Genomic DNA, 22,026 nt, shown 5'->3' with positions numbered 1-22,026 from the left:
CCCGGCGCGGACGATCACGGTCGATGGCGACGGGATCGACGGCTGAGCGACTGGTGAGCGACGAGCTGTGGGAGTTGATCGAGCCGCTGATTCCTCCACCTCGGCGTCGTCGACGCCGTGATGGGCGGACAGGCCGGCCACGGGTTGCCGACCGCGCTGTGCTGGCGGGGATCGTGTTCGTGCTCACGACCGGGATCGGATGGAACGACCTGCCGGGTGAGCTGGGGTGCGGGTCGGGCACGACGTGCTGGCGGCGGCTGCGGGACTGGCAGCGCGCTGGGGTCTGGGACCAGCTGCACCGGGCGGTGCTCGACCGGCTCGGCCAAGCCGGAGTCCTGGACTGGTCCCGGGCCGCGGTCGACTCGGTCAGCGTGCGCGCCAAGCGCCGCGGCGAGGCGACCGGGCCCTCACCGACCGATCGCGGTAAGCGGGGGTCGAAGTACCACGTGCTCTGCGACCGCAACGGCCTCCCGCTGCACGCGCTGGTGACCGGCGCGAACACCCACGACAGCCGGATGCTGGAGGAGTTGCTCGATACCAACCCCGGCGTGCGTGAACAGCGCGGACGTCCCGGCCGCCCGCGCAGGCGCCCGGTCAAGCTGCACGCCGACAAGGGCTACGACTACCCACGATGCCGCCGATACCTGCACGAACGCGGGATCGGCGTGCGGATCGCGCGACGCGGGATCGAGGACTCCCAGCGCCTCGGGCGGGTTCGGTGGGTCGTGGAACGCACGATGGCGTGGCTGCTGTCGTTCCGCCGGCTCGCGCTGCGCTACGAACGCTCCCGCACCAGCATCGAGGCGATGCTCCGGCTGGCGTGCGCACTGATCTGTCTGCGCCGCCTGTCTCAACCAGCCTGACCCAGTCAAGATCAGCTCAGGCTCGCGCCGGTAGGAGCGGGGCCCACGCCAGGTGCTCCAGCGCCCGGTCGGTGGCGGCGAGGTCGAAGCGATGCGGGTCGAACCGGTCCGAGCCCCACCACTCCAGCCGCTCGGCGTGCTCCGGGTGGGTCGGATCGGTGAGAGCTTCGACGAACTCCGTATAGCCGAACGGCCCGCCGACATCCTCCGGTGGACAGGCACCCTCGCCAGCGACACAGCGTGGATAGCGCACCCCCGCCTCCGGGGCGATCACCGCGTCGACGACCAGCACGTGATGCCAGTTGTCGCCGAAGTCGTAGACGTAGCCCGCCTCGTCGCCCACCGACAGCAGCCGGAACAGCTTCGCCCTCGACTCATCGACGACACCGGTGTCCCAGTCCGGGTCGGGTAGCCCGTAGCGCTGCCCGGCGATGTCGAACTCGTGCAGATGCGCGTGCTCCCAGCCCATCGCGTCCTGCACCACCTCGTGCAGCACCGCCAAGCTCGCCTCGCCGGGCACCTCGACCACCCGCCGCACCACCGGTTCGACATCGGCCAACACGATCTCGATCCGGAAGATCTTCGTCTTCCCCGTCACCCGAGGCCTCGCCACACGGCGATGCTCCCACCAGCTCAACACCCAGCCGGATCCACTCCACTACTTCTGCAACGACCTCTGAATGGCTGCTGCCAAGTCCGGAGGTGTCCGACCGACGGGGTCACCTCACCGACCACGACCACGCTGAGCGGGAGTCATGGCCACCGCGGTCCACCACCTGGTCGGTCGTGACCGCGCCGGGTCGACCCGCTCATACTGACCACGCTGCTCATCGCCGGTGCCGGGGCGGGAGCGCCCGCAGGGTCGCCGGATCGGCGGCGACCCGCGGGAGGTGTTCGAGGGAGCGGTCGTGGCCGGGTCGTTGCTCGAATCAAAGCTCCACGTCCCCCGGCCACCGGGCGGGCTCGTGGCCCGACCGCGGCTGGGCGAGCACCTGCGCCACGGGACCGGGGCGGCGCTGACGCTCGTGTCGGCTCCGGCCGGGTTCGGCAAGACGACGCTGCTGGCCGATCGACTGGCCACCGCGCCCGGTGGGCGGCGGTCGGTCGCCTGGCTCTCACTCGACCGGGGGGACAACGATCCCGCGACGTTCTGGACGTACGTGGTCGCCGCGCTGCGGACGGCTCCCGCGGCGACGGAAACGCTCGGTGCGGGTGCACTGTCGTTGCTGGAGGCACCACGACCGCCGATCGAGGCGGTCCTCACCGCCCTGCTCAACGACCTGCACGCCCTGACGGACGACGTCGTGCTGGTCCTCGACGACTACCACGACATCGACGCGCCAGAGGTGCACAACGGGGTCGCGTTCCTGCTGGAGCACCTCCCCCCGCAGGTCCACGTGGTGATCGCGAGCCGAGCCGATCCGCCCTTCCCGCTGGCCCGGATGCGGGCCCGCGGCCGGCTCGTCGAGATCCGCGCCACCGGCCTGCGCTTCACCCCCGACGAGGCCGCGGCCTACCTCAACGAGGTCGCGGGTCTGGGCCTCGCCGCGCGGGACGTCGCGGCGCTGGAGCAGCGCACGGAGGGGTGGATCGCCGCGCTCCAACTGGCTGCCCTCTCCCTGCAGGGCCGCGACGACGTCGCCGGGTTCATCGCCCGGTTCGCCGGGGATGACCGCTACATCGTCGACTACCTGGTCGAGGAGGTACTGGCGCACCAACCCGAGCCCATCCGCCGCTTCCTGCTGAGCACCGCGGTCCTCGATCGGCTCACCGGGCCGCTGTGCGACGCCGTGACCGGTGGCGACGACGGGACCCGGATGCTCGTGGCCCTGGAGCGCGCCAACCTGTTCCTCGTCCCGCTGGACGACCGGCGGGAGTGGTACCGCTACCACCACCTGTTCGCCGACGTCTTGCGGGCGCGCACCGCGAGCGAGCAGCCCGAGCAGGTACTGCGGCAGCACGAGCGGGCCAGCCGCTGGTACGAGCAGCACGACCTGGCCGAGGACGCCGTCGGGCACGCGCTGGCCGCCGGCGGGTTCGCCCGCGCCGCGCGGCTCATGGAGCGGGCCGTGCCGGCGATCCGGCGCACCCGGCGGGACGCGGTGTTCCTCGGTTGGCTGAAGGCGCTGCCCGACGACGTCGTCAGCCGCAGCCCGGTCCTCGGCGTCTTCCACGGCTGGATGCTCATGGTCTCCGGCGACCTCGACGGGTTCGAGGCCCGGCTCGACGACGCGGAACGCGCGCTGGCCGCCGTACCGGCGGGGTCGGCTCCGCCCTGGGCCGACTCGGAGGAGCTGCACACGCTGCCGGCGACCATTGCGGTCTACCGTGCCTCGCTGGCGCAGGCCCGGGGCGACGTGGCCGGCACGTCGGAGCACGCTCGGCGCGCCCTCGACCTGGCCGGCCCCACCGACCACCTCGCGCGGGGCGGTGCGGCCGGGTTCCTCGGGCTCGCCGCGTGGGCGGAGGGGGACGTGTCCACCGCGCTGCGGACCTTCGACAGCGCGGTGAGCAGCCTGCGCGCGGCCGGCAACCTGGTCGACGAGCTCAGCGGCACGGTCGTGCTCGCCGACATGTGGCGCGCGGCCGGCCGCCCCGGCACCGCCCGCGGGCTCTGCGAGGGGGCGCTGCAGCTGGCCGCGGCCCGGGGCACGGCGCGCGCGACGGCAGACCTGCACGTCGTGCTGGGCGAGATCGATCGCGACGCCGGGGACCTCGACGGCGCCCGGCGACACCTCGACACCGCCGCGGCGCTCGGCGAGCCCGCGTCGACCACCGAGGGCCGCTACCGGTGGTTCGTGGCGATGGGCCTGCTCGCCGCGACCGGGGGCGACCCGGACGGCGCCGTCGACCTCCTCGCCCAGGCCCAGCAGCGGTACCTGCCCGGCTTCCTCCCCGACGTCCGCCCCATCCCGGCGCTGCGGGCCCGCGTCCTGATCGCGCAGGGTCGCCTGGCGGAAGCCGCGGACTGGGCTGCGGAACGCGGCCCGACCGGCGACGACGACGTCCGCTACCTGGGCGAGTTCGACCACCTCACCGTGGTCCGGCTGCTCGTCGCGCAGTATCGAGTTCACCCCAACTCCGTCCGGATCGACCGGGCGCTGCGGCTCCTGGACCGGGTGCACGACGCGGCCGAGGCTGCCGGGCGCGCCGGCAGCCTCGTCGAGATCCGCGTGCTGCAGGCCCTCGCCCACGACGCGCGAGGACAGCGGCAGCAGGCCCGCGCGGCGCTCGACCGGGCGTTCGCCGGGGCCCCCGAACCGGAGGTCTGCGTGCGGCTCTTCCTGGACGAGGGCGCCCCGATGACCGAGCTGCTGCGCGACGCCGAGCGTCACGGCGTCGCCGTCGAGCACGTGCGCCAGGTGCTCGGCCTCACCTCCCCGCCCGAACCCGGGCGCAGGTCGCCGTCGGCGGCGGGCCTGCTGACCGAGCGGGAGCTGCAGGTGCTGCGACTGCTGGACAGCGAGCTGACCGGGCCGCAGATCGCGCGGGAGATGTACGTCTCGCACAACACGCTGCGCACCCACACCAAGCACATCTTCGCCAAGCTCGACGTCACCACCCGGCGGGCCGCGGTCCACCGCGGCCGCGAACGCGGCGTGCTCTAGCCCGATCTCACCCCGCCGGTCACATCGTCGGGTGACGCCGGCTCACCCCCCGGCTTCCTACGTTCGATGACACCGATCGAAGGAGCCCGACCATGACCGTCACCACCACCACACTGACCCGAGCATCGGCCCTCGCCGCCGCCGCGGCGGGCGTGCTGTTCATCGCCGTGCAGATCGGCCACCCCCACCTCGACGCCGCATTCGCCACCACAACCGAATACGCGCTCCGCCAGGGCACGAAGGTGGTCATGGCTGCGCTGGCGCTCGCCGGGATCACCGGCATGTACCTGCGCCAGGTGCAGCGGGCCGGGGTGCTCGGTCTGCTCGGCTACCTCACCTTCGCCGCCGCCTACCTCGTCATGCTGAGTGTGGAGGTCGTGGGGCTGTCCGTCCTGCCGGCGCTGGGTGCCGTCGCACCCGGCTACGTCGACGACGTCCTCTCCGTGGCCACGGGCGGTACCGCCGTCGGCGACATCGGCGGGCTGCTCACCCTCAACGCGATCCTGGGCGCCATCTTCATCGGCGGCGGCGTGCTGTTCGGCCTCGCCCTCCTGCGAGCCGGCGTCCTGTCACGCTGGGCCGCCGCGCTCCTGGCCGCCGGCGCCCTCGCCACCGCCGCGATCCCGCTGCTGCCCATGGTCGAGCAGCGGCTCTTCGCGGTTCCGGTCGGCGTCGCGCTGATCGGCCTGGGGATCTCGCTGTGGCGCGACCAGCGCACCCCGGCGGCCCGGCCCCCGTCCAGCCCCGGCACCCCGCGGCTCGACCCGGCCGGCGCCCGGTGACGGTCCCGGCGGCGGCCCGCCCCACCCCGGCGGCGCGCTCGACCGGCTGGGTGCCGTTCCTGCTGGTCGCCCTGGTCCTGGTGCCCGCCGCCGCCGGGACCCTGCGGCTGGTCGAGGTGCTCGGCGGGCCGCAGCTGATCCCGGCGGACCCCCGCTTCGGCGCCTCGCCCGCACCTCTGGTCGTGCACATCGTCTGCGCGGTCGGATACGGCGTCCTGGGCGCGTTCCAGTTCTCCGCGGCGCTGCGGCGCCGGCGGCCCCGCTGGCACCGGCGGGCCGGGCGGGTCCTGGTGGCGTTGGGCCTGGCCGTGGCGCTCTCGGCGCTGTGGCTGACGTTGTTCCTCCCCCACCAGCCCGGCACCGGCGAGCTGGCCCACCAGTTCCGGCTCGCGTTCGGGTCGGGGATGGCCGTCAGCCTCGTCCTCGGGCTCGCCGCGATCCGCCGCGGCGACGTCACCGGCCACCGGGCCTGGATGACCCGGGCCTACGCGCTGGCCCTCGGGGCCGGCACGCAGGTGTTCACCGGAGCCTTCGGGGAGGCCGTCCTCGGCGGCGGCGAGCTGGCCACCGACCTCATGCTCGGGGCCGGCTGGGGCATCAACCTCGCCGTCGCCGAGTACGTGATCCGCCGGCGCCCCGCCAACCGGGCGGCCGCAGAGGCGGGGACCTGATGACCCGGCCTCCCGGCGGCTACCGGCTCCGGATCGCCGGGCACCTCGACGACCACTGGTCGGCCTGGTTCGGCGGGCTCACCCTGACCTACGAGGGCGACGGCACGACGGCCCTCAGCGGGGCCGTCGCCGACCAGGCGGAGCTGCACGGGCTGCTGGCGAAGGTCCGCGACCTCGGCGTCACGCTGATCTCCGTCGAGGCCGTCGGACCGGCCCGCCCGGCTCCCTAGACGCTACGGCCGGGAGCCGGCGCGGACGCGGTCGAGGGCGGACCCGAGCGGTGTCGCCCGCAGCCCGAGCCGGTCGGCTATCTTCGTGCTGTCGACCGCGAACGGCTCTTCGAACTGGTACTGCATCTCCAGCAGCGACCGGACCGTCGGGTTCCACAGGCCCAGCACCCGCAGCACCGCCGGGGGCGTGCGGCGCACGCCGGCGCCGGGGTGCCCGGCGAGCTGCTGCACGATCGCCACCAGCTCGCGGGTCGTGCGCGTGTCGGGGTCGTTGGGCACGTGCCACACCTCGCCCGCGACGCCGTCGCGGGAGCCGAGCTCGGCGAGCGCGCGGCCGATGTCGGGCACGAAGGTGTAGGTGTGCGGCTGGTCCGGGTCGCCGAGGACGGTCGCGGGCCTCCCGCGCGCGGCGGGCCCGAAGACCCGGTCACCGAGGTTGGACTGGGCGCCGGCGCCCGGCCCGAAGTAGTCCGACGCCTTGGCGATCACCACCTCGACCCGCCCGGCGCGGTGCTCGGCGAGCAGGTCGGCGGCCATCGCGACCCGGAGACGGCCCTTCACCGTGTGCGCGCCGGCCGGTCGGGTCTCCACGAGCGGGCGGCCGTTCGGGCGGCCGTAGCCGTAGACGTTGTCCATGCTGACCAGGCGGGCCCCGGCGGCGCGGGCCGCGGCGAGCACCCCGGCCTGCAGGGCCGGGAACTCCGCGGGCCAGCGGTGGTACGGCGGGTTGAGCGTCTGGTAGACCACCCGCGCCCCGGCGGCGACCGCGACGGTGAACGCCGGGTCGGCCGCGCCCCCCGCGACCACCTCGACCCCGTCCGGCGCGGCGGCGCGGCCCGACCGGTTGACCATGCGGACGGATTCGCTGCGCTCGGGCAGCACGGCGGCGGTCGCGAGGCCGATCGCCCCGGCCCCGAACACCACGTGCTCGGCGTTCACGACTCATCCCGCAGAAGGACGCCGTGGAGCACGAGCCCGGAGAGCGCGCAGAAGGTGATCGCCCCGTAGGCGCCGAAGATCGTGAACTGCTCCTCGACGATGAGGCCGCCGAGCGTCGTGACCGTCCAGCCGAGACCCCACAGGACGGGAGTGGTGAGGGCCCAGAGCAGGCGGCGGCGGATCGTCGGGCGCAGGGCGAGGGCCTGCGCGACACCCAGCGGGATGCCGGTCAGCACGCCCATCAGCGCCAGGTCGCCCAGCGAGGTCCGGTAGTCGACCGCGGCGGCGCCGACCGACAGTCCGACGGCCATGCCGAGGGCGGTGCAGGTATGTGGGGCGGGTGGGGTTCGAACCCACGACCTGACGGATTATGAGTCCGCTGCTCTGACCAGCTGAGCTACCGCCCCCGGCCCGTCGAACGGGCCGTGCGTCCCCGTGACGTCCTCGTCACCGCGACGATCGCGAAGGCTACCGGGCTTCGGGTCCGTACCTCCTCCGGAGTGCACCCGAGTCGGTCGGCGGCGGCGGGTTGCGTCAGGGCTCGATCGGCCAGGTGTGGACGGGTTCGTTGGCGTGCATGTGGTCGGCGTAGCGCAGCGCCATGCGGCGGAGGGCGGCGACACGGTTGCTGCCGGCGCGCTGCATGGCCCGCACGGTCTCGACCTGCCAGTGGGCGCCGTTGCCGCCGGTGATGCAGCGGCCCTCGATGATGCCCAGGAGGCGGTCGCGGACGGCGGTGTCGACGCCGAAGCGGGCGAGGCCTTCGTGGGCGAGGGGGAGGAGGTGGCGCAGGACGAGTTCGGTGGCGGGTACCTCGCCGACGCCGGGCCAGAAGACGCGGGCGTCGATGCCGTGGCGGGCGCCGGCGTGGAAGTTCTCCTCGGCGGCGGCGAAGGACAGCCTGCTCCACACCGGGCGGTCGTCCTCGGCCAGCATCCGCACCAGGCCGTACCAGAGCGCGGCGTTGGCGAGGGTGTCGGCGACGGTGGGGCCGGCGGGCAGGACGCGGTTCTCCACCCGGAGGTGGGGGACGCCGTCGACGACGTCGTAGACCGGGCGGTTCCAGCGGTAGATCGTGCCGTTGTGCAGCCGCAGCTCGGCGAGGGAGGGGGTGTCGCCCGCGTCCAGGACCTCGGCGGGGTCCTCGTCGTCGACGATCGGCAGCAGCGCCGGGAAGTAGCGGACGTTCTCCTCGAACAGGTCGAAGATCGAGGTGATCCAGCGTTCGCCGAACCAGACCCTCGGTCGCACGCCCTGCTCCTTGAGCTCGTCGGAGCGGGTGTCGGTGGCCTGCTCGAACAGGGCGATGCGGGTCTCGCGCCACAGCTCCTTGCCGAACAGGTACGGCGAGTTCGCGCCGACCGCGAGCTGGACGCCGGCGATCGCCTGGGCGGCGTTCCAGTGCGCCGGGAAGTCGACCGGGCCGACCTGCAGGTGGAACTGCACGCTGGTGCAGGCGGCCTCGGGAGCGATGGAGTCGGCGCTGGTGCGCAGCCGCTCGGGGCCGTCGATCGCCAGCTCCAGGTCCTCGCCGCGGGCGGCGAAGACCTGCTCGTTGAGCAGCCGGTAGCGCGGGTTGGCGGTGAGCGCGTCGCTGCGCAGGTGGGACCGGGTGAGGGTGGGCAGGACGCCGATCATCATCAGCCGCGCGCCGACCCCGGTGGCGGCGTGGTGGCCGGCGTTCAGGTCGCGGCGGACCCGGTCCTCCAGCTCGACGAGCGCCGAGCCGGCCAGCGGCACCGGCGGCACGTTGATCTCGACGTTGAACTGGCCCAGCTCGGTCTGGAAGTCCGGGTTGGCGATGGCGTCGAGGACCTGCTGGTTGCGCATGGCCGGGTCGCCGGTGTCGTCGACGAGGTTCAGCTCGATCTCCAGGCCGACCAGCTGCTGGGAGGCGTCGAAGCGGGCCTCGCGCAGCATCCGCTCGAAGACGTCCAGGCAGCGGCGCACCTTCTGCCGGTACCGCGTGCGGTCCGCGCGGGTGAACGACCGGGCCTCGACCTCCTCCCCCATGCCGCACAGGGTGTCATGGCGCGACGCGCGCGGCCGGGCCGAACTCCGCCGAAGCCGCCGGAGTCGTCCGCTCCACCTGGCATTTCCCCCGCCCGCGCGTACCGTTATGAAAATGCGACCTACCGAGACGACGACGTCGCCCGGTGGGTTGGACGTGGAGCCCACTCCCCCACCGCGGCGTCGACGCGTGCTGCTCGTCGGGGGCGCCGTCGCCGTCGTGCTGGTCGCCCTGGCGGTGTGGCTGCTGCTGCCGTCGGGGCCGCCGCCGTTGACCCAGGCCGACGTCGACCGGGCCGTGCAGCAGGGCATCGAGCAGGCCCGCGAGGTCGAGCGGAGCACGCCCCCGGCCGCGACGGCCGCCTTCGAGGCGATCGCGCCGTCGCTGGTCACGGTGACCGCCCAGTTCCCCGGGGTCGCCCCCGCCGACGGCGGGCTGGGCACCGGGGTCGTCATCAACGGCGACGGGTCGGTCCTCACCGCGCTGCACGTCGTGCAGGGCGCCGCGCAGGTGCAGGTGGCGTTCGCCGACGGCACCAGCGCGGGCGCGCGGGTGGTGGCCGCGCAGCCGGCCGACGACGTCGCCGTGCTGGCCGTCGACCGGCTGCCCGAGGTGGTCGTGCCGGCGGTGATGGCCGGGCCGCCCGCCATCGGGGAGACCGTGTTCGCGGTGGGCAACCCGCTCGGGCTGACCTCGAGCCTGACCGCGGGGGTCGTCTCGGGGTCCGGGCGCGCCATCACCAGCGAGCACGGCGTGGCGATCGACGGCCTCATCCAGTTCGACGCCGCGGTCAACCCGGGCAGCAGCGGCGGGCCGCTGCTCAACTCGGCCGGGCAGGTCGTCGGCATCGTCACCGCCCTGGCCAACCCCGCCCACCAGGACTTCTTCGTCGGGATCGGGTTCGCCGTGCCGATCGAGACCGCCGGCGGCGCGGCCGGCGGACCGCAGCAGTAGCCGACCATCCGCGAGAGACCGGGAGACCGATGGACGACAAGGCCGGACGCCCCTCCGCCGAGCTCCCGCTCGAACCGACGCTCTACCAGGTCAAGAAGACCATCGTCGGCCAGGACGAGCTGCTGGAGCGGATGCTCGTGGCGCTGCTGGCGCGGGGTCACCTGCTGGTCGAGGGCGTGCCGGGGCTGGCCAAGACGCTGGCCATCAAGGCGCTGGCCGGGGCGATCGGGGGCAGCTTCCAGCGCATCCAGTTCACCTCCGACCTGGTCCCCGCCGACGTCGTCGGCACCCGCATCTACAACCAGCGCGAGGGCGACTTCCAGGTCTCGCTCGGGCCCGTCTTCACCAACCTGCTGCTCGCCGACGAGATCAACCGGGCGCCGGCCAAGGTGCAGAGCGCCCTGCTGGAGGTGATGCAGGAGCGGCAGGTGACGATCGGGCGGGAGAGCTTCCCGGCGCCCGACCCGTTCCTGGTCATGGCCACCCAGAACCCGATCGAGTCGGAGGGCACCTACCCGCTGCCGGAGGCCCAGCTCGACCGGTTCATGTTCAAGGTCATGGTCGGCTACCCCAGCGCCACCCAGGAGTACGTGGTCGTCGAGCGGATGATCACGACGGCCGAGCGGGGGGCGCCGGTCATGGACACCGCGGCCCTGCTCGACCTGCAGCGCGCCGCCGACGCCGTCTACGTCGACCCGGAGATCATCTCCTACGCGGTGCGGCTGACCTCCTCCACGCGCGACCCGAGCGCCGCCGGCCACGCCGACCTGGCCCGCTACGTGACGTTCGGGGCCAGCCCGCGGGCGTCGATCAACATGGTGCTGGGGGCCAAGGCGCTGGCGTTCATCCGCGGCCGCGACTACGCCCTGCCCTCCGACGTCCGCGAGCTCTCCCGCGACGTGCTGCGCCACCGCGTCGTGCTGTCCTACGAGGCCCTGGCCGACGACGTCTCCCCCGACGACCTGCTCGACCCGCTCATCTCCTCGGTCCCGCTGCCCGAGGTCGACCCGTCCGAACGCGCGACGGCGCCGGCGCGATGAACACCGGCTCCGCGGTCGGCGCCGCGCTGACCCCGCAGCGGGTGCTGCGCAGGCTGGAGTGGCGCGTCCTGCGCCGGCTGGAGGGGCGCCTGCAGGGCGACCACCGCACGGCGTTCCGCGGCACCGGGGTCGACGTGACCGACCTGCGCGAGTACCAGTTCGGCGACGACCTGCGCCACATCGACTGGAACGTCACCGCCCGCACCGACGTGACCCACGTCCGCGAGTACCTGGAGGACCGCGACGTCACCGTCTGGCTGGTGCTCGACAGCTCCGCGTCGATGGACTTCGGGCCCGTCGGGCGCCGCAAGCACGTGGTGCTCGCCGAGGTGGCCGCGGCCGTCGCGCAGCTGCTGACCAGCGGCGGCAACCGGGTCGGCGCGCTGCTGTTCGACGCGGGCGTGCGCGAGACGATCCCGCCGGGGCACGGGCGCACCCAGGTGCTGCGCATCCTGTCGCGGTTGCTGCGCCCCCGCCCCGACGGCGAGGAGCGCGCCGGCACCGACCTCGCCGCGGCCCTGCGGGCGGCGCAGGGCATCGTGCGGCGGCGGTCGCTGGTCGTGATCGTGTCCGACTTCCTCGGCGAGCCGGGGTGGCAGGCGCCGCTGGGGGTGCTGGCGCACCGCCACGACGTGGTCGCCGTGCAGGTCGTCGACCGCCGGGAGTTCGAGCTGCCGGCCGCCGGGATGATCTACGTCGAGGACGCCGAGACCGGCGAGATCATCTTCGTCGACACCGACGACCCGGGGTTCCAGCGGCGGCTGCGCGCCGCCGCCGACGACCGCCAGGGCGCCCTGGTCGCCGACCTGCGCGCGGCCGGGCTCGACCTGTTCACCGTGTCCACCGACGAGGACCTGGTGCGCGCGCTGTTCCGGATCGTCGGGCTGCGCAGGCGGCGTCGATGAGCCGGCGGCGCCGATGAGCCTGATCTGGCCGTGGATGCTCCTCGGCCTGCTCGCGGTCCCGCCGGCCGTCGCGTGGTTCCTGCGACTGGCGCGCAGGCGCGCGGCCCGGCGCGCGGAGCTGGCCGCGCTCGGCCTGGTCGCGCCGTCGTCGGTGGCGACCGACCGGCTGCGGCACCTGCCGCCCGCGCTGCTGCTCGTCGCCCTGGTGCTGCTCGTGACGGCGCTGGCCCGCCCGGAGGCCGCGATCCCGCAGCCGCGCCGCGAGGGCACGGTGATCCTCGCCTTCGACGTCTCGGCCAGCATGGCCGCCGACGACATCCCGCCGACGCGGATGGAGGCCGCGAAGGCCGCCGCGCGCGAGTTCGTGCTGCGCCAGCCCGACTCCGTGCGGCTGGGCATCGTCGCCTTCGGCGGCACCGGCCTGGTCACCCAGGAGGTCACCGCCAACCGGCCCGAGGTGCTCGCCGCGATCGACCGGCTCAGCCCGCAGGGCGGCACCGGCCTGGCCCGCGGCCTGCAGACGGCGCTGAGCGCGATCGTGGGCCGGCCCGTCGAGCTCGGCCCGGCGGTCGGGGGCGCCGAGCCGCTGAGCGCCGACCTCGGCTACCACGGCTCGTCGGCCATCGTGCTGATCTCCGACGGGGAGAACACCGACGACCTCGACCCGCTCGCCGTCGCCGACCTCGCCTCCGGGGCGGGCGTGCGGGTCTACCCGGTGGGCATCGGCAGCCCGGCGGGCACCGTGCTGGAGATCGACGGCTTCCAGGTGGCGACCGCGCTCGACGAGCCGACGCTGCGCGAGATCGCGGCGCACACCGGCGGCGAGTACTTCGCGGCGCCCGACGAGGGGGCGCTGGCGGCGGTGTCGGACTCGGTCGTCGCGTGGACGGTGCGCACCGACCGCATCGAGGTGACCGGGCTGGTGGCCGCCGTGGCGGCGCTGCTGGTGCTGGCCGGCGTCGGGCTGTCGCTCGCGCGCCACGGCAGGGCGGTGTGACGATGGGATTCCAGTGGCCGCTCGTCCTGCTGGGGCTGCTCGCCGTGCCCGCGCTGGCCGGCGCGTACGTGTGGCAGCTGCGCAGGCGGCGGCGCCGGGCCGTGCGGTACTCGAGCGTCGCGCTCATCCGCGCGGCGGCGCCGCGGCGGGCGGCGTGGAAGCGGCACGCGCCGTTCGCGCTGCTGCTGGCGGCGCTGGCCGTGCTCGGGACCGCCGCGGCGCGCCCCCAGATCAGCGCGGACGTGCCGGTCTCCCGGTCGGCGATCATCCTGGCGCTGGACGTGTCGGGCTCGATGTGCTCGACCGACGTCGAGCCCAACCGGCTCTCCGCCGCCCAGGCCGCGGTGCGGGAGTTCGTCCGGGCCCAGGACTCCGAGACCAGTATCGGGTTGGTCCTGTTCTCCGGGTTCGCCCAGGTCGCGGTGGCCCCGACGACCGACCGCGAGCCGCTGACCCGGGCCATCGACGCGCTCACCACCGGGCGGGGCACGACGATCGGCGCGGCCATCCTCAAGTCCGTCGACGCGATCGCCGAGATCAACGCGGCGGTCGAGCCGGTCGGCGCGACCGCGGCACTGGGCAACGACGACCGCGACGAGGCCCCGCCGTCGTCCCGCCCGCCGCTGCGCCAGGAGGGCGAGTTCGCGCCGGAGATCGTCGTGCTGCTCACCGACGGCGCCAACACCAGCGGCATCGAGCCGGTGGAGGCGGCGCGGATGGCCGGGGACCGCGGAGTGCGGGTCTACCCGATCGGCTTCGGCACGCGGGACCCGGCGGCGATGGTCTGCACGCCGTCCCAGGCCGCCGGGCAGGGTCCCGCCGGGTGGGGCGCCGGGGGTGGCGCGGGCGGGCGCAGCTTCCTGGTGGCCGACGAGCCGACGCTGCGCGAGGTGGCCGAGGTGACCGGCGGCGAGTACTTCGCCGCCGACGACGCCGACCGGCTGCAGGCGGTCCTGCGGGACCTGCCGCGCACGATCGCCACCCAGCAGCGCGACGTCGAGATCAGCGTGGGGCTGGTCGGTCTGGCGATCCTGCTGGTCGGCGCGGGGGTCTGGACGGCCGCTCGCTGGACCGCGTTCCCCAGCTGACCGGTACGCCGGCGGGGGCGGTGCCGGCACACCGGAGGTATCTGAACGGGGGTTCGGTACTCCATCTGATGGGACCGCTGGGCGCAGAGCGTGATCCGAGCCTTGACCTCATCAAATGAACAGTCCTTTGATATGCGACGTGGGTCGCATCGCCGGGGTCACCGCAGCCGAGACGCGCGAGCGTCTGCTGGCCGCCGCCGCCGACGTGTTCGCCCGCCGCGGCTACGACGGCACCCGTGTCGCCGACATCGCCGCCGAGGCCGGGGTCAGCAACGGGGCCCTCTACGCGCACTTCGGCTCCAAGGCGGAGCTGATGGTCGCCGCCCTGCGCACGCACGGGCGCAAGATGATGACCGAACTGCTGGCCGCCGACCCGGGCCGGTCGATCTCCGAGCTGCTGCTGGTGATGGGGCGCTGGCTGCCCCGCCGCCGCGACGCCCGGGGCTACCTGGTCGTCGAGGCGCTGGTCGCGGCCCGCCGCGACGCCGACGTGGCCCGTCCGATGCGCGACTACATCGGCGAGCGGAGCGAGTGGCTCCGCGAGCTGGTCGGCCTCGGGCAGGCCGACGGCGAGATCGACACGACGATCTCGCCGACCGCGCTGGCCCACTTCTGCCTGCTGCTCAGCATGGGCAGCGCGCTGATCACCCCCGACCTGCACGAGGTCGACGACGACGAGTGGGCCGCACTGCTCACCCGGATCGTCGGCGCCCTCGCCCCGACCGACCCCGTACCCACCACATCGACGGGAGACCCGCAGTGAAGGTGCAGCTCGACTCGGCGACGTGCCAGGGGCACGGCCGCTGCTACGACCTGGCCCCCGACCTCTTCGGCGAGGACGAGGAGGGCTACGGCACGGTCCTGGGCACCGGTGAGGTGCCCCCCGGCGCGGAGCAGCACGCCCGCCTGGCGGCCGCCAACTGCCCCGAGCGCGCGATCAACGTCGCCGAAATCAGCGGCGGGGAGGAGTGACATGACCGTCGACGACCGGTTCGGAACGGACTTCGAGGAGCAGCGCCAGCAGCGGCTGGGCACGGCGCGCGGCGAACGTCGCCACGGGCCGGTCTCGGACTTCGCGACCGACTTCTCGCACGTCGAACCCGAGTGGTACGAGGACCCGTACCCCGTCCAGGACGACCTGCGGCAGCGCTGCCCGATCGCGCACACCGAGCGGTTCGGCGGGGCCTGGCTGCCCACCCGCTACGAGGACGTCGCGGCCGTCGCCTACGACACCGACAAGTTCTCCTCGCGCGCGATCATCATGAACGACCTGCGGCCGCCGCTGGACATCGCGCCGGTCGGCGCGGCGCCGCCCATCTCGTCGGACCCGCCGTTCCACCACAGCGCCCGCAAGCTGCTGCTGCCGGCGTTCACCAAGACCGCCGTCGGCAAGCTCGAGCCGGGGACCAGGGCGTTCTGCCACGAGCTGATCGACTCCTTCGCCGGGCGCGACGTCGTCGACGCGGCCAGGGAGTACGCCTCGCACATCCCGATGCGGGTCATCGGCGACATGCTGGGCTTCCCGCCCGAGGACAACGCCAGGTTCGGGGAGTTCGTGGAGGGCGTGCTGGAGGGCATCGGCGACGAGCCCGAGGTGCGGATGGCCCGCGGCCAGAAGCTCAACGAGTACCTGCTCGCGCAGATCCAGGACCACGTCGCCAACCCGCGCGACGACCTGACGACGTACCTGCTCAACGCCGAGCTGTTCGGCAAGAAGCTCGACCCGTTCCACGTCGCCGGCACGATGACGCTGCTGCTCATCGCCGGCATCGACACGACGTGGAGCGCGGTCGGCGCCTCGCTGTGGCACCTGGCGAAGACGCCGGCCGACCGCAAGCGGCTGGCCGCCGAGCCGGAGCTGCTGCCGACGGCGATGGAGGAGTTCCTGCGGGCCTTCGCCCCGGTCACGATGGCCCGGCTGGTCCGCGAGGACGTGCAGTGGAACGGCGTCGACATGAAGGCCGACGACTGGGTCCTGCTGTCGTTCCCGGCCGCCAACCGCGACCCCGCCCAGTTCGAGCGGGCCGGCGAGGTCGTCATCGACCGCCAGGTCAACCGGCACGTGGCGTTCGGCCTGGGCATCCACCGCTGCGTCGGCTCGCACCTGGCGCGGATGGAGCTGCGGGTCGCGCTGGAGGTGTGGATGCAGCGCATCCCGGAGTTCAGCCTCGCCGACCCGTCGGCGGTCACCTGGGCCCCGGGCCAGGTCCGCGGCCCGCGCGCGCTGCCGCTGCGCATCGGCGCCTGACACGCGCGACGGCGCCCCCGCCGGTGGGCGGGGGCGCCGTTCGCGTGGTGGGAGCCTCAGCCGGTGAGCGCGGCGACCCGCTTGCGGGCGTCCTTGGCCGCGCCCTCGGCCTGGTGGGCGATCTCGCTGCCCACCGCGGACGCGCGCGAGGCCACGTCGTGACCGAGCTTGCTGGCCTGGGTGGCGAGCTGGTCGACGACCGTCGGGCCCTTCTTCTCCAGCGCGGCACGCCGGCGCCCGGCGGCCTTCTGCAGCTCGGCCTGCTTGCGCCCGGCCGCCTTCTGCAGCTCCGCGCTGCGCTGCATGGCCCGCTTCTGCAGCTCGACGCTGCGCTTGGCGGCGCGCTTCTGCAGCTTGGTCCCGCGCTTCTCGGCCTTCTTGCGGGCCTTCGCGGCCCGCTTGGACCACTCCTTGGACAGCTCGGCGGCGCGCGAGGACACGGCCGCCCCGGCACCGGGGGCGAGCCCGGCGAGTCCGGCGGCCAGCCCGGCGACGGTGCCGCCCGCGTCGCGGCCGGAGCCGGTCAGCGAGCCCGCGGCGCTCTTCGCCGTGCCGGAGAGCGAGCCCGCGACGTCGTGGGCCGCGCCGGTGACCCGGTCGGTGGCCCCGGAGATCGCCCCGGTGAACGACTCGGCCTGGGCGGCAGCGGTGGTGGCCGCCAGCCTGGCGGCGCGGCGCCCGCGCCAGCCCAGCGACGGCTTGCCCTCGGTGTCGGCCGCGGCGATGAGCAGGCCGCCCAGCAGCCCGAGGTTCTTCAGGAAGTGGACCGTCTGCTCCTGCTTGGCCTGCTCGTCGGTCTCCTCCCAGAAGCGGTGGCCGGCCAGCGTGGTCGGCACCATGGACGCGGCCAGCGCCGTGGCGGCCAGCCGCGGGAACTTGCCCAGCGCCAGCGCGGAACCGGCCACGATCTTGACCGCGGCGTCGACCTTGACCAGCGTCTCGTCCGGCGGGCGCTCGTCGATCGGAGCGGCTTCCACGGCCTTGTCGACGACCGGCGAGACGGCGTCCAGCACCGGCTTGGCCGCCTGGACGTGGGCCTCCGGGGCGCGCAGCGCCTGCACCCCGCCGTAGATGAACAGCGCCGAGACCATGGGCCTGGCGACTCGTCGAAGCAGCATGGCAAGCGGTACCCCACCGCCGTGGGCCACAAACGCTGTATCGATCAACTCGGCGGTGCCATGATGCGCGGGTGACCACCGCGAAGCTGGCCATCGGCCTGGACATCGGCGGAACCAAGATCGCGGGGGCGGTGGTCGACGAGGGCGGCACGGTGCACGCCGAGCTGGTCGAGCCCACCCCCGAGGAGTCCGATGCGCAGGCGGTCTCCGCGGTCCTGCTCGACCTCATCGAGAGGCTGCGCGCCGGGCGCGCGGTCGGCTCCATCGGCGTCGGCGCGGCCGGGATCGTCGAGTGGCCCGCGGGGCGGATGCTCTGGGCGCCGAACAACGAGTACCGCGACTGGCCGGTCCGCGAGCAGCTGGAGAAGGCGACGGGCCTGCCCGTCGTCGTCGACAACGACGCCAACGTCGCCGCGCTCGCCGAGGCCCGGCTCGGTCACCGCGACCCCGGCAACGACCGGTCGCGGCCCTACTCCCACATGCTGCTGGTGACCGTCGGCACCGGGATCGGCGGCGGCGTCGTCATGGACGGGCGCATCTACCGCGGCCCGACCGGCCTGGGCACCGAGCTCGGCCACATCGTGCTCAACCCCGACGGTCCCGAGTGCGGCTGCGGCAACCACGGCTGCTTCGAGGCCTACGCATCGGGCACGGCGCTCACCCGGATGGGCCGCGAGGCCGCCGCCGACGACCCGGACGGGCTCATCGCCCGGCTGGGCGCCGAGCAGGGCGAGGTCACCGGGCACACCGTCGTCACGGCCGTGCAGCAGGGCGACCCGACGGCCGGCGCGGCGTTCGCCCGGCTCGGGCGCTGGCTCGGGGTCGGCATCGCCTCGCTGGCGAACGTCTTCGAGGTGGAGGCCGTCGTCGTCGGCGGCGGGCTGGTGGAGACCGGTGAGCTGCTGCTGCAGCCGGCCAGGGTGGCCGCCCGCGAGTTCGCCTACGCCCCGACCGCGCGCGGTGTGGCCCCGGTCGTCCCGGCCACGTTCGGCGGCGACGCGGGCAAGATCGGCGCGGCGTTGCTCGCCCTGGAGCACGCCGACCGGTAGCTCGGTGGTGGGGACTCAGTAGTGTCGAGGCGTGTCACTCGTCCTGGGACCGGTACTGCGCCACGTCGGCGACACCACCGCCACCGTCTGGGTGCAGACGGAGTCACCGGCCACCGTCCGCGTCCTCGGCTGCGAGGCGCGGACGTTCCAGGTGCAGGAGAGCCACTACGCGCTGGTGCCGGTCACCGGGCTCACCCCCGACACCGACACCCCCTACGAGGTCCACCTCGACGGCCGGCGGGTGTGGCCGCAGGAGGCCGCGCCGTTCCCGCCGAGCCTGATCCGCACCCGCGGCCCGCGCACCGACGAGAACGTCCGGATCATCTTCGGGTCCTGCCGCTACGCCAAGGTCTCCGACCCGAAGCTGGCCGCCGAGCTGGGCATCGACGCCCTCGACGCGTACGCGGTGCGCATGCGCGACCTGCCGCCCGACGAGTGGCCCGACGCGCTGCTGCTGCTCGGCGACCAGGTCTACGCCGACGAGCTGACCCCGCAGAACCGGCGCCGGATCGCCGGTCGGCGCGACCGCGATTCCGACTGGCCCGACGACGAGATCGTCGGCTACGGAGAGTACACCGGCCTCTACCGCGACTCGTGGTCCGACCCGGAGATCCGCTGGATCATGTCGACGGTCCCCACGGGGATGATCTTCGACGACCACGACGTCCGCGACGACTGGAACACCTCGGCGGCCTGGCGCGACGAGATGGCGCAGAAGCCGTGGTGGCGCGAGCGCATCCGCTCGGCGCTCGCCTCCTACTGGGTCTACCAGCACGTCGGCAACCTCTCGCCGGCCGAGCTGGCGGCCGACCCCGACTACCGCCGGGTCGTCGCCCACGACGGCGACGTCTGGCCGCTGCTGGCCGACCTGGCCGACCGCGCCGACGCCGAGGCCGACGGGGGCAAGGGCTACCGGTTCAGCTTCCGGTGGGACCTCGGGCGCAGCCGGTTCATCATGATCGACTCGCGGAACGGCCGCGTGCTCGCCGACGGTCAGCACCTGATGGTCGGCGACGCGGAGTTCGGCTGGATCGAGGAGCAGGTCGCGGCCCCCGGCGAGATCGACCACCTGGTCCTGGGCACGTCCGTGCCGTGGCTGCTGCCGCACGCCATCGGCGAGCTGGAGACGGTCAACGAGATCGCCGCCGCCCGCCCCGGCTGGCGGGGGCGCCTCGGCGAGAGCATCCGCCAGGCCGCCGACCTGGAGCACTGGTCGGCGTTCCGGGAGTCCTTCGACCGGCTCACCGCGATGATCGGCAAGGCCGCCGCGACGGGCGTGTCGACGGTCTCGGTCCTCTCCGGGGACGTGCACCACAGCTACGCCGCGCGCGCCCACCTGCACCCCGCGCCCGACGGGGCCGTGGCCCCGATCCACCAGCTCACCTGCTCGCCGGTGCACAACAAGATGGACTGGTACGTCCGCCCCGGCTTCCGGTTCGCCTGGTCGCGGTGGGCGCGCTGGGCCACCGCGAAGTGGGCGCTGCGCGCCGGCGCCCCGCCCAAGCCGGTCACCTGGGAGCGCACCGCGGGGCCGTTCTTCGGCAACACGATCGCCACCCTGGACATCCACGGGCGCGCGGCCGAGGTCGTCTTCGAGCAGCCGACGTCGGCGTCCACGCTGGCCGAGCGGGCCCGGCTGCCACTGGCCGGGACCGAGCGGCACGACCCGGAGGTCACCCGCGAGCACGCGGAGGCCCGAGCCGAGGAGACGAGTTGAGCGACCCGCGGGACACCCCGTCGGCGATCGCCGGGCAGACCGTCGTGCTCCGCCCGACGACGGCCGCGCACGTCCCGGTGTTCCTGGAGATCCTCGGCCACCCGGAGATCGCCAAGTGGTGGGGCGGCTACGACCTGGAGCGCGTGCGCCGCGAGCTGCTGGGCCCGCACGGCTTCGCGATCGAGCTGGCCGGCGAACCGATCGGGCTGATCATCTACCGCGAGGAGCCCGACCCCGACCACCGGCACGCGGCGATGGACCTCGCCCTGCACCCCGACCAGCAGAGCCAGGGCCTGGGCTGCGACGCCATGCGCGCGATGGCCCGCTACCTGTTCGAGGTGCGCGGGCACCACCGCGTGGTGGTCGACCCGGGCGCCGGCAACGAGCGGGCCATCCGCAGCTGCGCGCGGGCCGGCTTCCAGCGGGTGGGCGTGATGCGCCGCTACGAGCGCTCGGCCGACGGCACCTGGAACGACGCGGTCCTCATGGAGCTGCTGCGCGAGGAGTTCTGACCCGCGGAGTCAGTAGGCGACCCGGTCGAGGAAGCCCGTCCACACCGCGCGCTCGCCCAGGACCTGCAGGCGCGGGTCGTCGCCGGGGATCCGCCGCGTGACGGCCAGCAGCAGGTCGGCCGCGGTGGCGCGCACCGCCGCCGCGCCCTTGGCGTGGGCGTGCTCCCACCGCAGGGTCGATCCGTCGCCCCGCAGGACCCACTCCCCCGCCGGCCCGAGGTCGCCGTCGGTGGCGTGCAGGTGCAGCGCGACGCCGTCGGCGACGGGCGCCGGGTGCCGCTGCGGGCGCAGCGCGACGAGGTCCAGGAACTCGGACACGCCGTCGGCGGCCAGTTCGGGCTCGATCCGGTAGGGCACGCCGGTGGCGAGCGCCGCGTCGGCCCGGTGCACGGTGGACTCGTGCAGCCGTCTGCGCAGCCAGAAGCGCGCCGGGCGCGGTCCGAGGAACGTCCAGACCGGCTTCTGCGGCTCGACCGCCACGTTGTCGACCAGCAGTGGTGCCCCGTCGAGCAGCCACCGCACCGCGTCGGCCGGGTCGTCGGGGGTGCGGCCGTCCGGAACGGCGCGGAGCTCGACGGGCCCGCCGCTCTCCACGATCGCGGCCGCCCACCGGTCGCCCCGCCCGACGTGCGTGACGAGCTGGCGCAGCGTCCACCCCGGGCAGGTCGGGACGGCCGTCGCCGGATCGGCGGCGCGGACCACCTCGGCCAGCAGCCGCCCCTGCTCGACCAGTGCGATCGCGTAATCCACCGGGTGAGCGTAACGACCGGCCACGGACGGACGGGGGTGCCACGGCTCCGTGCCGGGCGACACGGCCGTGCCGAGTACTGTGACGTAGATCACACTCAAGCCGGGTGACCCGGCCCCACCAGGGCACCCGCGGACCCGTTCGGGGACCCCGGCGACCACGTACGGACGAACAGTGGGGGTGGGCGCATGGCGATCATCCGGACCGGGTAGGAATCCGCCATGGCTCGCGGCGCTCAGAACAAGAAGGAATGGTCCGTGTCCGGCCCCCTCCGGGCCCTGCTGTGGTGGCCCGGGGTCGCCTTCGTCCTGGTGCTGGTCGACCCGGACAACGTCGCCTGGACCATCGCCGTGGCCGGGGTGGCGCTGGTCGCGCTGGGTTTCCTGGTGCCGGTCGTGGCTCGGAAGCTGCGCCCCGTCGCCACCGCAGCGGCGACGCGGATCAACCAGGCCGCGCCCACCATGGAGATCGACATGCCGACGATGGAGATCCCGGCGGTCGACCCCGCCAACCGCGCCGCTTGAGCCCTTCCGCGCCAGCCCGCGA

Annotated in this window: 23 protein-coding genes and 1 tRNA gene; 17 read left to right on the top strand and 7 right to left on the bottom strand. The window is 74.2% G+C overall.

All coding sequences use genetic code 11. From position 1 onward, the window contains the following. The first annotated feature begins 23 nt into the window (after window positions 1-23). Window positions 24-863: an IS5 family transposase gene (locus tag KIK08_RS16740; protein WP_214404091.1), complete on the top strand. Its 840-nt coding sequence runs from the start codon at window positions 24-26 to the stop codon at window positions 861-863. A 16-nt stretch (window positions 864-879) separates the two neighbouring features. Here the strand turns inward: KIK08_RS16740 and KIK08_RS16735 are convergent, their stop codons facing one another. After that, complete coding sequence (locus KIK08_RS16735; RefSeq protein ID WP_214404087.1) at window positions 880-1,461, bottom strand: plasmid pRiA4b ORF-3 family protein; 582 nt, start codon at window positions 1,459-1,461, stop codon at window positions 880-882. Between the two features lie 310 nt (window positions 1,462-1,771). On the opposite strand from KIK08_RS16735, the gene KIK08_RS16730 reads away from it, so the two are divergent. The 4 genes from KIK08_RS16730 (at window position 1,772) to KIK08_RS16715 (ending at window position 6,154) form a co-directional block, all read left to right on the top strand. Then, window positions 1,772-4,471 (top strand): winged helix-turn-helix domain-containing protein, encoded by a 2,700-nt coding sequence (locus KIK08_RS16730; protein WP_214404086.1) that lies wholly within the window; start codon window positions 1,772-1,774, stop codon window positions 4,469-4,471. Window positions 4,472-4,563: 92 nt separating this feature from the next. Further along, window positions 4,564-5,253, top strand: a complete 690-nt coding sequence (locus KIK08_RS16725) for a hypothetical protein (RefSeq protein WP_214404085.1) — start codon at window positions 4,564-4,566, stop codon at window positions 5,251-5,253. After that, a complete protein-coding gene (locus KIK08_RS16720) occupies window positions 5,250-5,924 on the top strand; it encodes a DUF2306 domain-containing protein (RefSeq protein ID WP_214404084.1) in 675 nt (224 codons plus the stop codon). Before KIK08_RS16725 ends, KIK08_RS16720 begins: the two co-directional genes overlap by 4 nt. Next, a complete protein-coding gene (locus tag KIK08_RS16715; protein WP_214404083.1) occupies window positions 5,924-6,154 on the top strand; it encodes a DUF8691 family protein in 231 nt (76 codons plus the stop codon). The genes KIK08_RS16720 and KIK08_RS16715 overlap by 1 nt, the downstream gene beginning before the upstream one ends. Before the next feature lie 3 nt (window positions 6,155-6,157). On the opposite strand, the gene KIK08_RS16710 is transcribed toward KIK08_RS16715, so the two are convergent. The 4 genes from KIK08_RS16710 to KIK08_RS16695 form a co-directional block, all read right to left on the bottom strand. Beyond that, window positions 6,158-7,093 carry an NAD-dependent epimerase/dehydratase family protein gene (locus KIK08_RS16710; RefSeq protein WP_214404082.1) on the bottom strand — a complete coding sequence of 312 codons (936 nt, stop codon included), beginning with the start codon at window positions 7,091-7,093 and terminating at the stop codon, window positions 6,158-6,160. Next, entirely contained in the window at window positions 7,090-7,404 is a 315-nt protein-coding gene (locus KIK08_RS16705; protein WP_214404081.1) for a hypothetical protein, read from the bottom strand. Before KIK08_RS16705 ends, KIK08_RS16710 begins: the two co-directional genes overlap by 4 nt. Before the next feature lie 21 nt (window positions 7,405-7,425). Further along, window positions 7,426-7,500, bottom strand: a tRNA-Ile gene (locus KIK08_RS16700). A gap of 127 nt (window positions 7,501-7,627) precedes the next feature. Beyond that, entirely contained in the window at window positions 7,628-9,106 is a 1,479-nt protein-coding gene (locus KIK08_RS16695) for a glutamate-cysteine ligase family protein (protein ID WP_214404080.1), read from the bottom strand. 112 nt (window positions 9,107-9,218) lie between these two features. Here KIK08_RS16695 and KIK08_RS16690 point away from each other — a divergent pair, with 112 nt between their 5' ends. The 8 genes from KIK08_RS16690 to KIK08_RS16655 all read left to right on the top strand — a co-directional run bounded on the left by KIK08_RS16690 (window position 9,219) and on the right by KIK08_RS16655 (window position 16,336). Then, the gene (locus tag KIK08_RS16690) at window positions 9,219-10,058 is read left to right on the top strand and encodes a S1C family serine protease (RefSeq protein WP_214404079.1); all 840 of its coding nucleotides are present in this window, start codon (window positions 9,219-9,221) and stop codon (window positions 10,056-10,058) included. A 29-nt stretch (window positions 10,059-10,087) separates the two neighbouring features. Further along, entirely contained in the window at window positions 10,088-11,098 is a 1,011-nt protein-coding gene (locus KIK08_RS16685) for an AAA family ATPase (RefSeq protein ID WP_214404078.1), read from the top strand. Further along, window positions 11,095-12,003 carry a DUF58 domain-containing protein gene (locus tag KIK08_RS16680; RefSeq protein ID WP_214404077.1) on the top strand — a complete coding sequence of 303 codons (909 nt, stop codon included), beginning with the start codon at window positions 11,095-11,097 and terminating at the stop codon, window positions 12,001-12,003. The genes KIK08_RS16685 and KIK08_RS16680 overlap by 4 nt, the downstream gene beginning before the upstream one ends. Window positions 12,004-12,016: 13 nt before the next feature. Next, window positions 12,017-13,000 (top strand): vWA domain-containing protein, encoded by a 984-nt coding sequence (locus tag KIK08_RS16675; RefSeq protein ID WP_214404076.1) that lies wholly within the window; start codon window positions 12,017-12,019, stop codon window positions 12,998-13,000. A 2-nt stretch (window positions 13,001-13,002) separates the two neighbouring features. Further along, the gene (locus KIK08_RS16670) at window positions 13,003-14,088 is read left to right on the top strand and encodes a VWA domain-containing protein (RefSeq protein ID WP_214404075.1); all 1,086 of its coding nucleotides are present in this window, start codon (window positions 13,003-13,005) and stop codon (window positions 14,086-14,088) included. Window positions 14,089-14,227: 139 nt separating this feature from the next. Beyond that, window positions 14,228-14,851, top strand: a complete 624-nt coding sequence (locus KIK08_RS41760) for a TetR/AcrR family transcriptional regulator (protein ID WP_214404074.1) — start codon at window positions 14,228-14,230, stop codon at window positions 14,849-14,851. Further along, on the top strand, window positions 14,848-15,060 hold the full coding sequence (locus KIK08_RS41755; protein WP_214404073.1) for a ferredoxin: 213 nt from the start codon (window positions 14,848-14,850) through the stop codon (window positions 15,058-15,060). The genes KIK08_RS41760 and KIK08_RS41755 overlap by 4 nt, the downstream gene beginning before the upstream one ends. 1 nt (window position 15,061) lies before the next feature. After that, on the top strand, window positions 15,062-16,336 hold the full coding sequence (locus KIK08_RS16655) for a cytochrome P450 (RefSeq protein ID WP_214404072.1): 1,275 nt from the start codon (window positions 15,062-15,064) through the stop codon (window positions 16,334-16,336). A gap of 56 nt (window positions 16,337-16,392) precedes the next feature. On the opposite strand, the gene KIK08_RS16650 is transcribed toward KIK08_RS16655, so the two are convergent. Next, window positions 16,393-17,454 carry a DoxX family protein gene (locus KIK08_RS16650; protein ID WP_250557156.1) on the bottom strand — a complete coding sequence of 354 codons (1,062 nt, stop codon included), beginning with the start codon at window positions 17,452-17,454 and terminating at the stop codon, window positions 16,393-16,395. 71 nt (window positions 17,455-17,525) lie between these two features. On the opposite strand from KIK08_RS16650, the gene KIK08_RS16645 reads away from it, so the two are divergent. The 3 genes from KIK08_RS16645 to KIK08_RS16635 are packed head-to-tail and all read left to right on the top strand — an operon-like array spanning window position 17,526 to window position 20,732. Further along, window positions 17,526-18,503 carry an ROK family protein gene (locus tag KIK08_RS16645; protein WP_214404071.1) on the top strand — a complete coding sequence of 326 codons (978 nt, stop codon included), beginning with the start codon at window positions 17,526-17,528 and terminating at the stop codon, window positions 18,501-18,503. Between the two features lie 31 nt (window positions 18,504-18,534). Beyond that, on the top strand, window positions 18,535-20,220 hold the full coding sequence (locus KIK08_RS16640) for an alkaline phosphatase D family protein (protein WP_214404070.1): 1,686 nt from the start codon (window positions 18,535-18,537) through the stop codon (window positions 20,218-20,220). Then, the gene (locus KIK08_RS16635; protein WP_214404069.1) at window positions 20,217-20,732 is read left to right on the top strand and encodes a GNAT family N-acetyltransferase; all 516 of its coding nucleotides are present in this window, start codon (window positions 20,217-20,219) and stop codon (window positions 20,730-20,732) included. The genes KIK08_RS16640 and KIK08_RS16635 overlap by 4 nt, the downstream gene beginning before the upstream one ends. A gap of 9 nt (window positions 20,733-20,741) precedes the next feature. On the opposite strand, the gene KIK08_RS16630 is transcribed toward KIK08_RS16635, so the two are convergent. Then, a complete protein-coding gene (locus KIK08_RS16630) occupies window positions 20,742-21,482 on the bottom strand; it encodes a maleylpyruvate isomerase family mycothiol-dependent enzyme (RefSeq protein ID WP_308257680.1) in 741 nt (246 codons plus the stop codon). 255 nt (window positions 21,483-21,737) lie between these two features. On the opposite strand from KIK08_RS16630, the gene KIK08_RS16625 reads away from it, so the two are divergent. Then, entirely contained in the window at window positions 21,738-22,004 is a 267-nt protein-coding gene (locus tag KIK08_RS16625) for a hypothetical protein (RefSeq protein WP_214404067.1), read from the top strand. Window positions 22,005-22,026: the final 22 nt, after the last annotated feature.

Source organism: Pseudonocardia lacus, from assembly GCF_018531445.1.
Classification (GTDB): Bacteria; Actinomycetota; Actinomycetes; order Mycobacteriales; family Pseudonocardiaceae; genus Pseudonocardia; species Pseudonocardia lacus.
The sequence above is the reverse complement of the archived record's forward strand: the minus strand, read 5'-3'. Positions and strand labels throughout refer to the sequence as shown.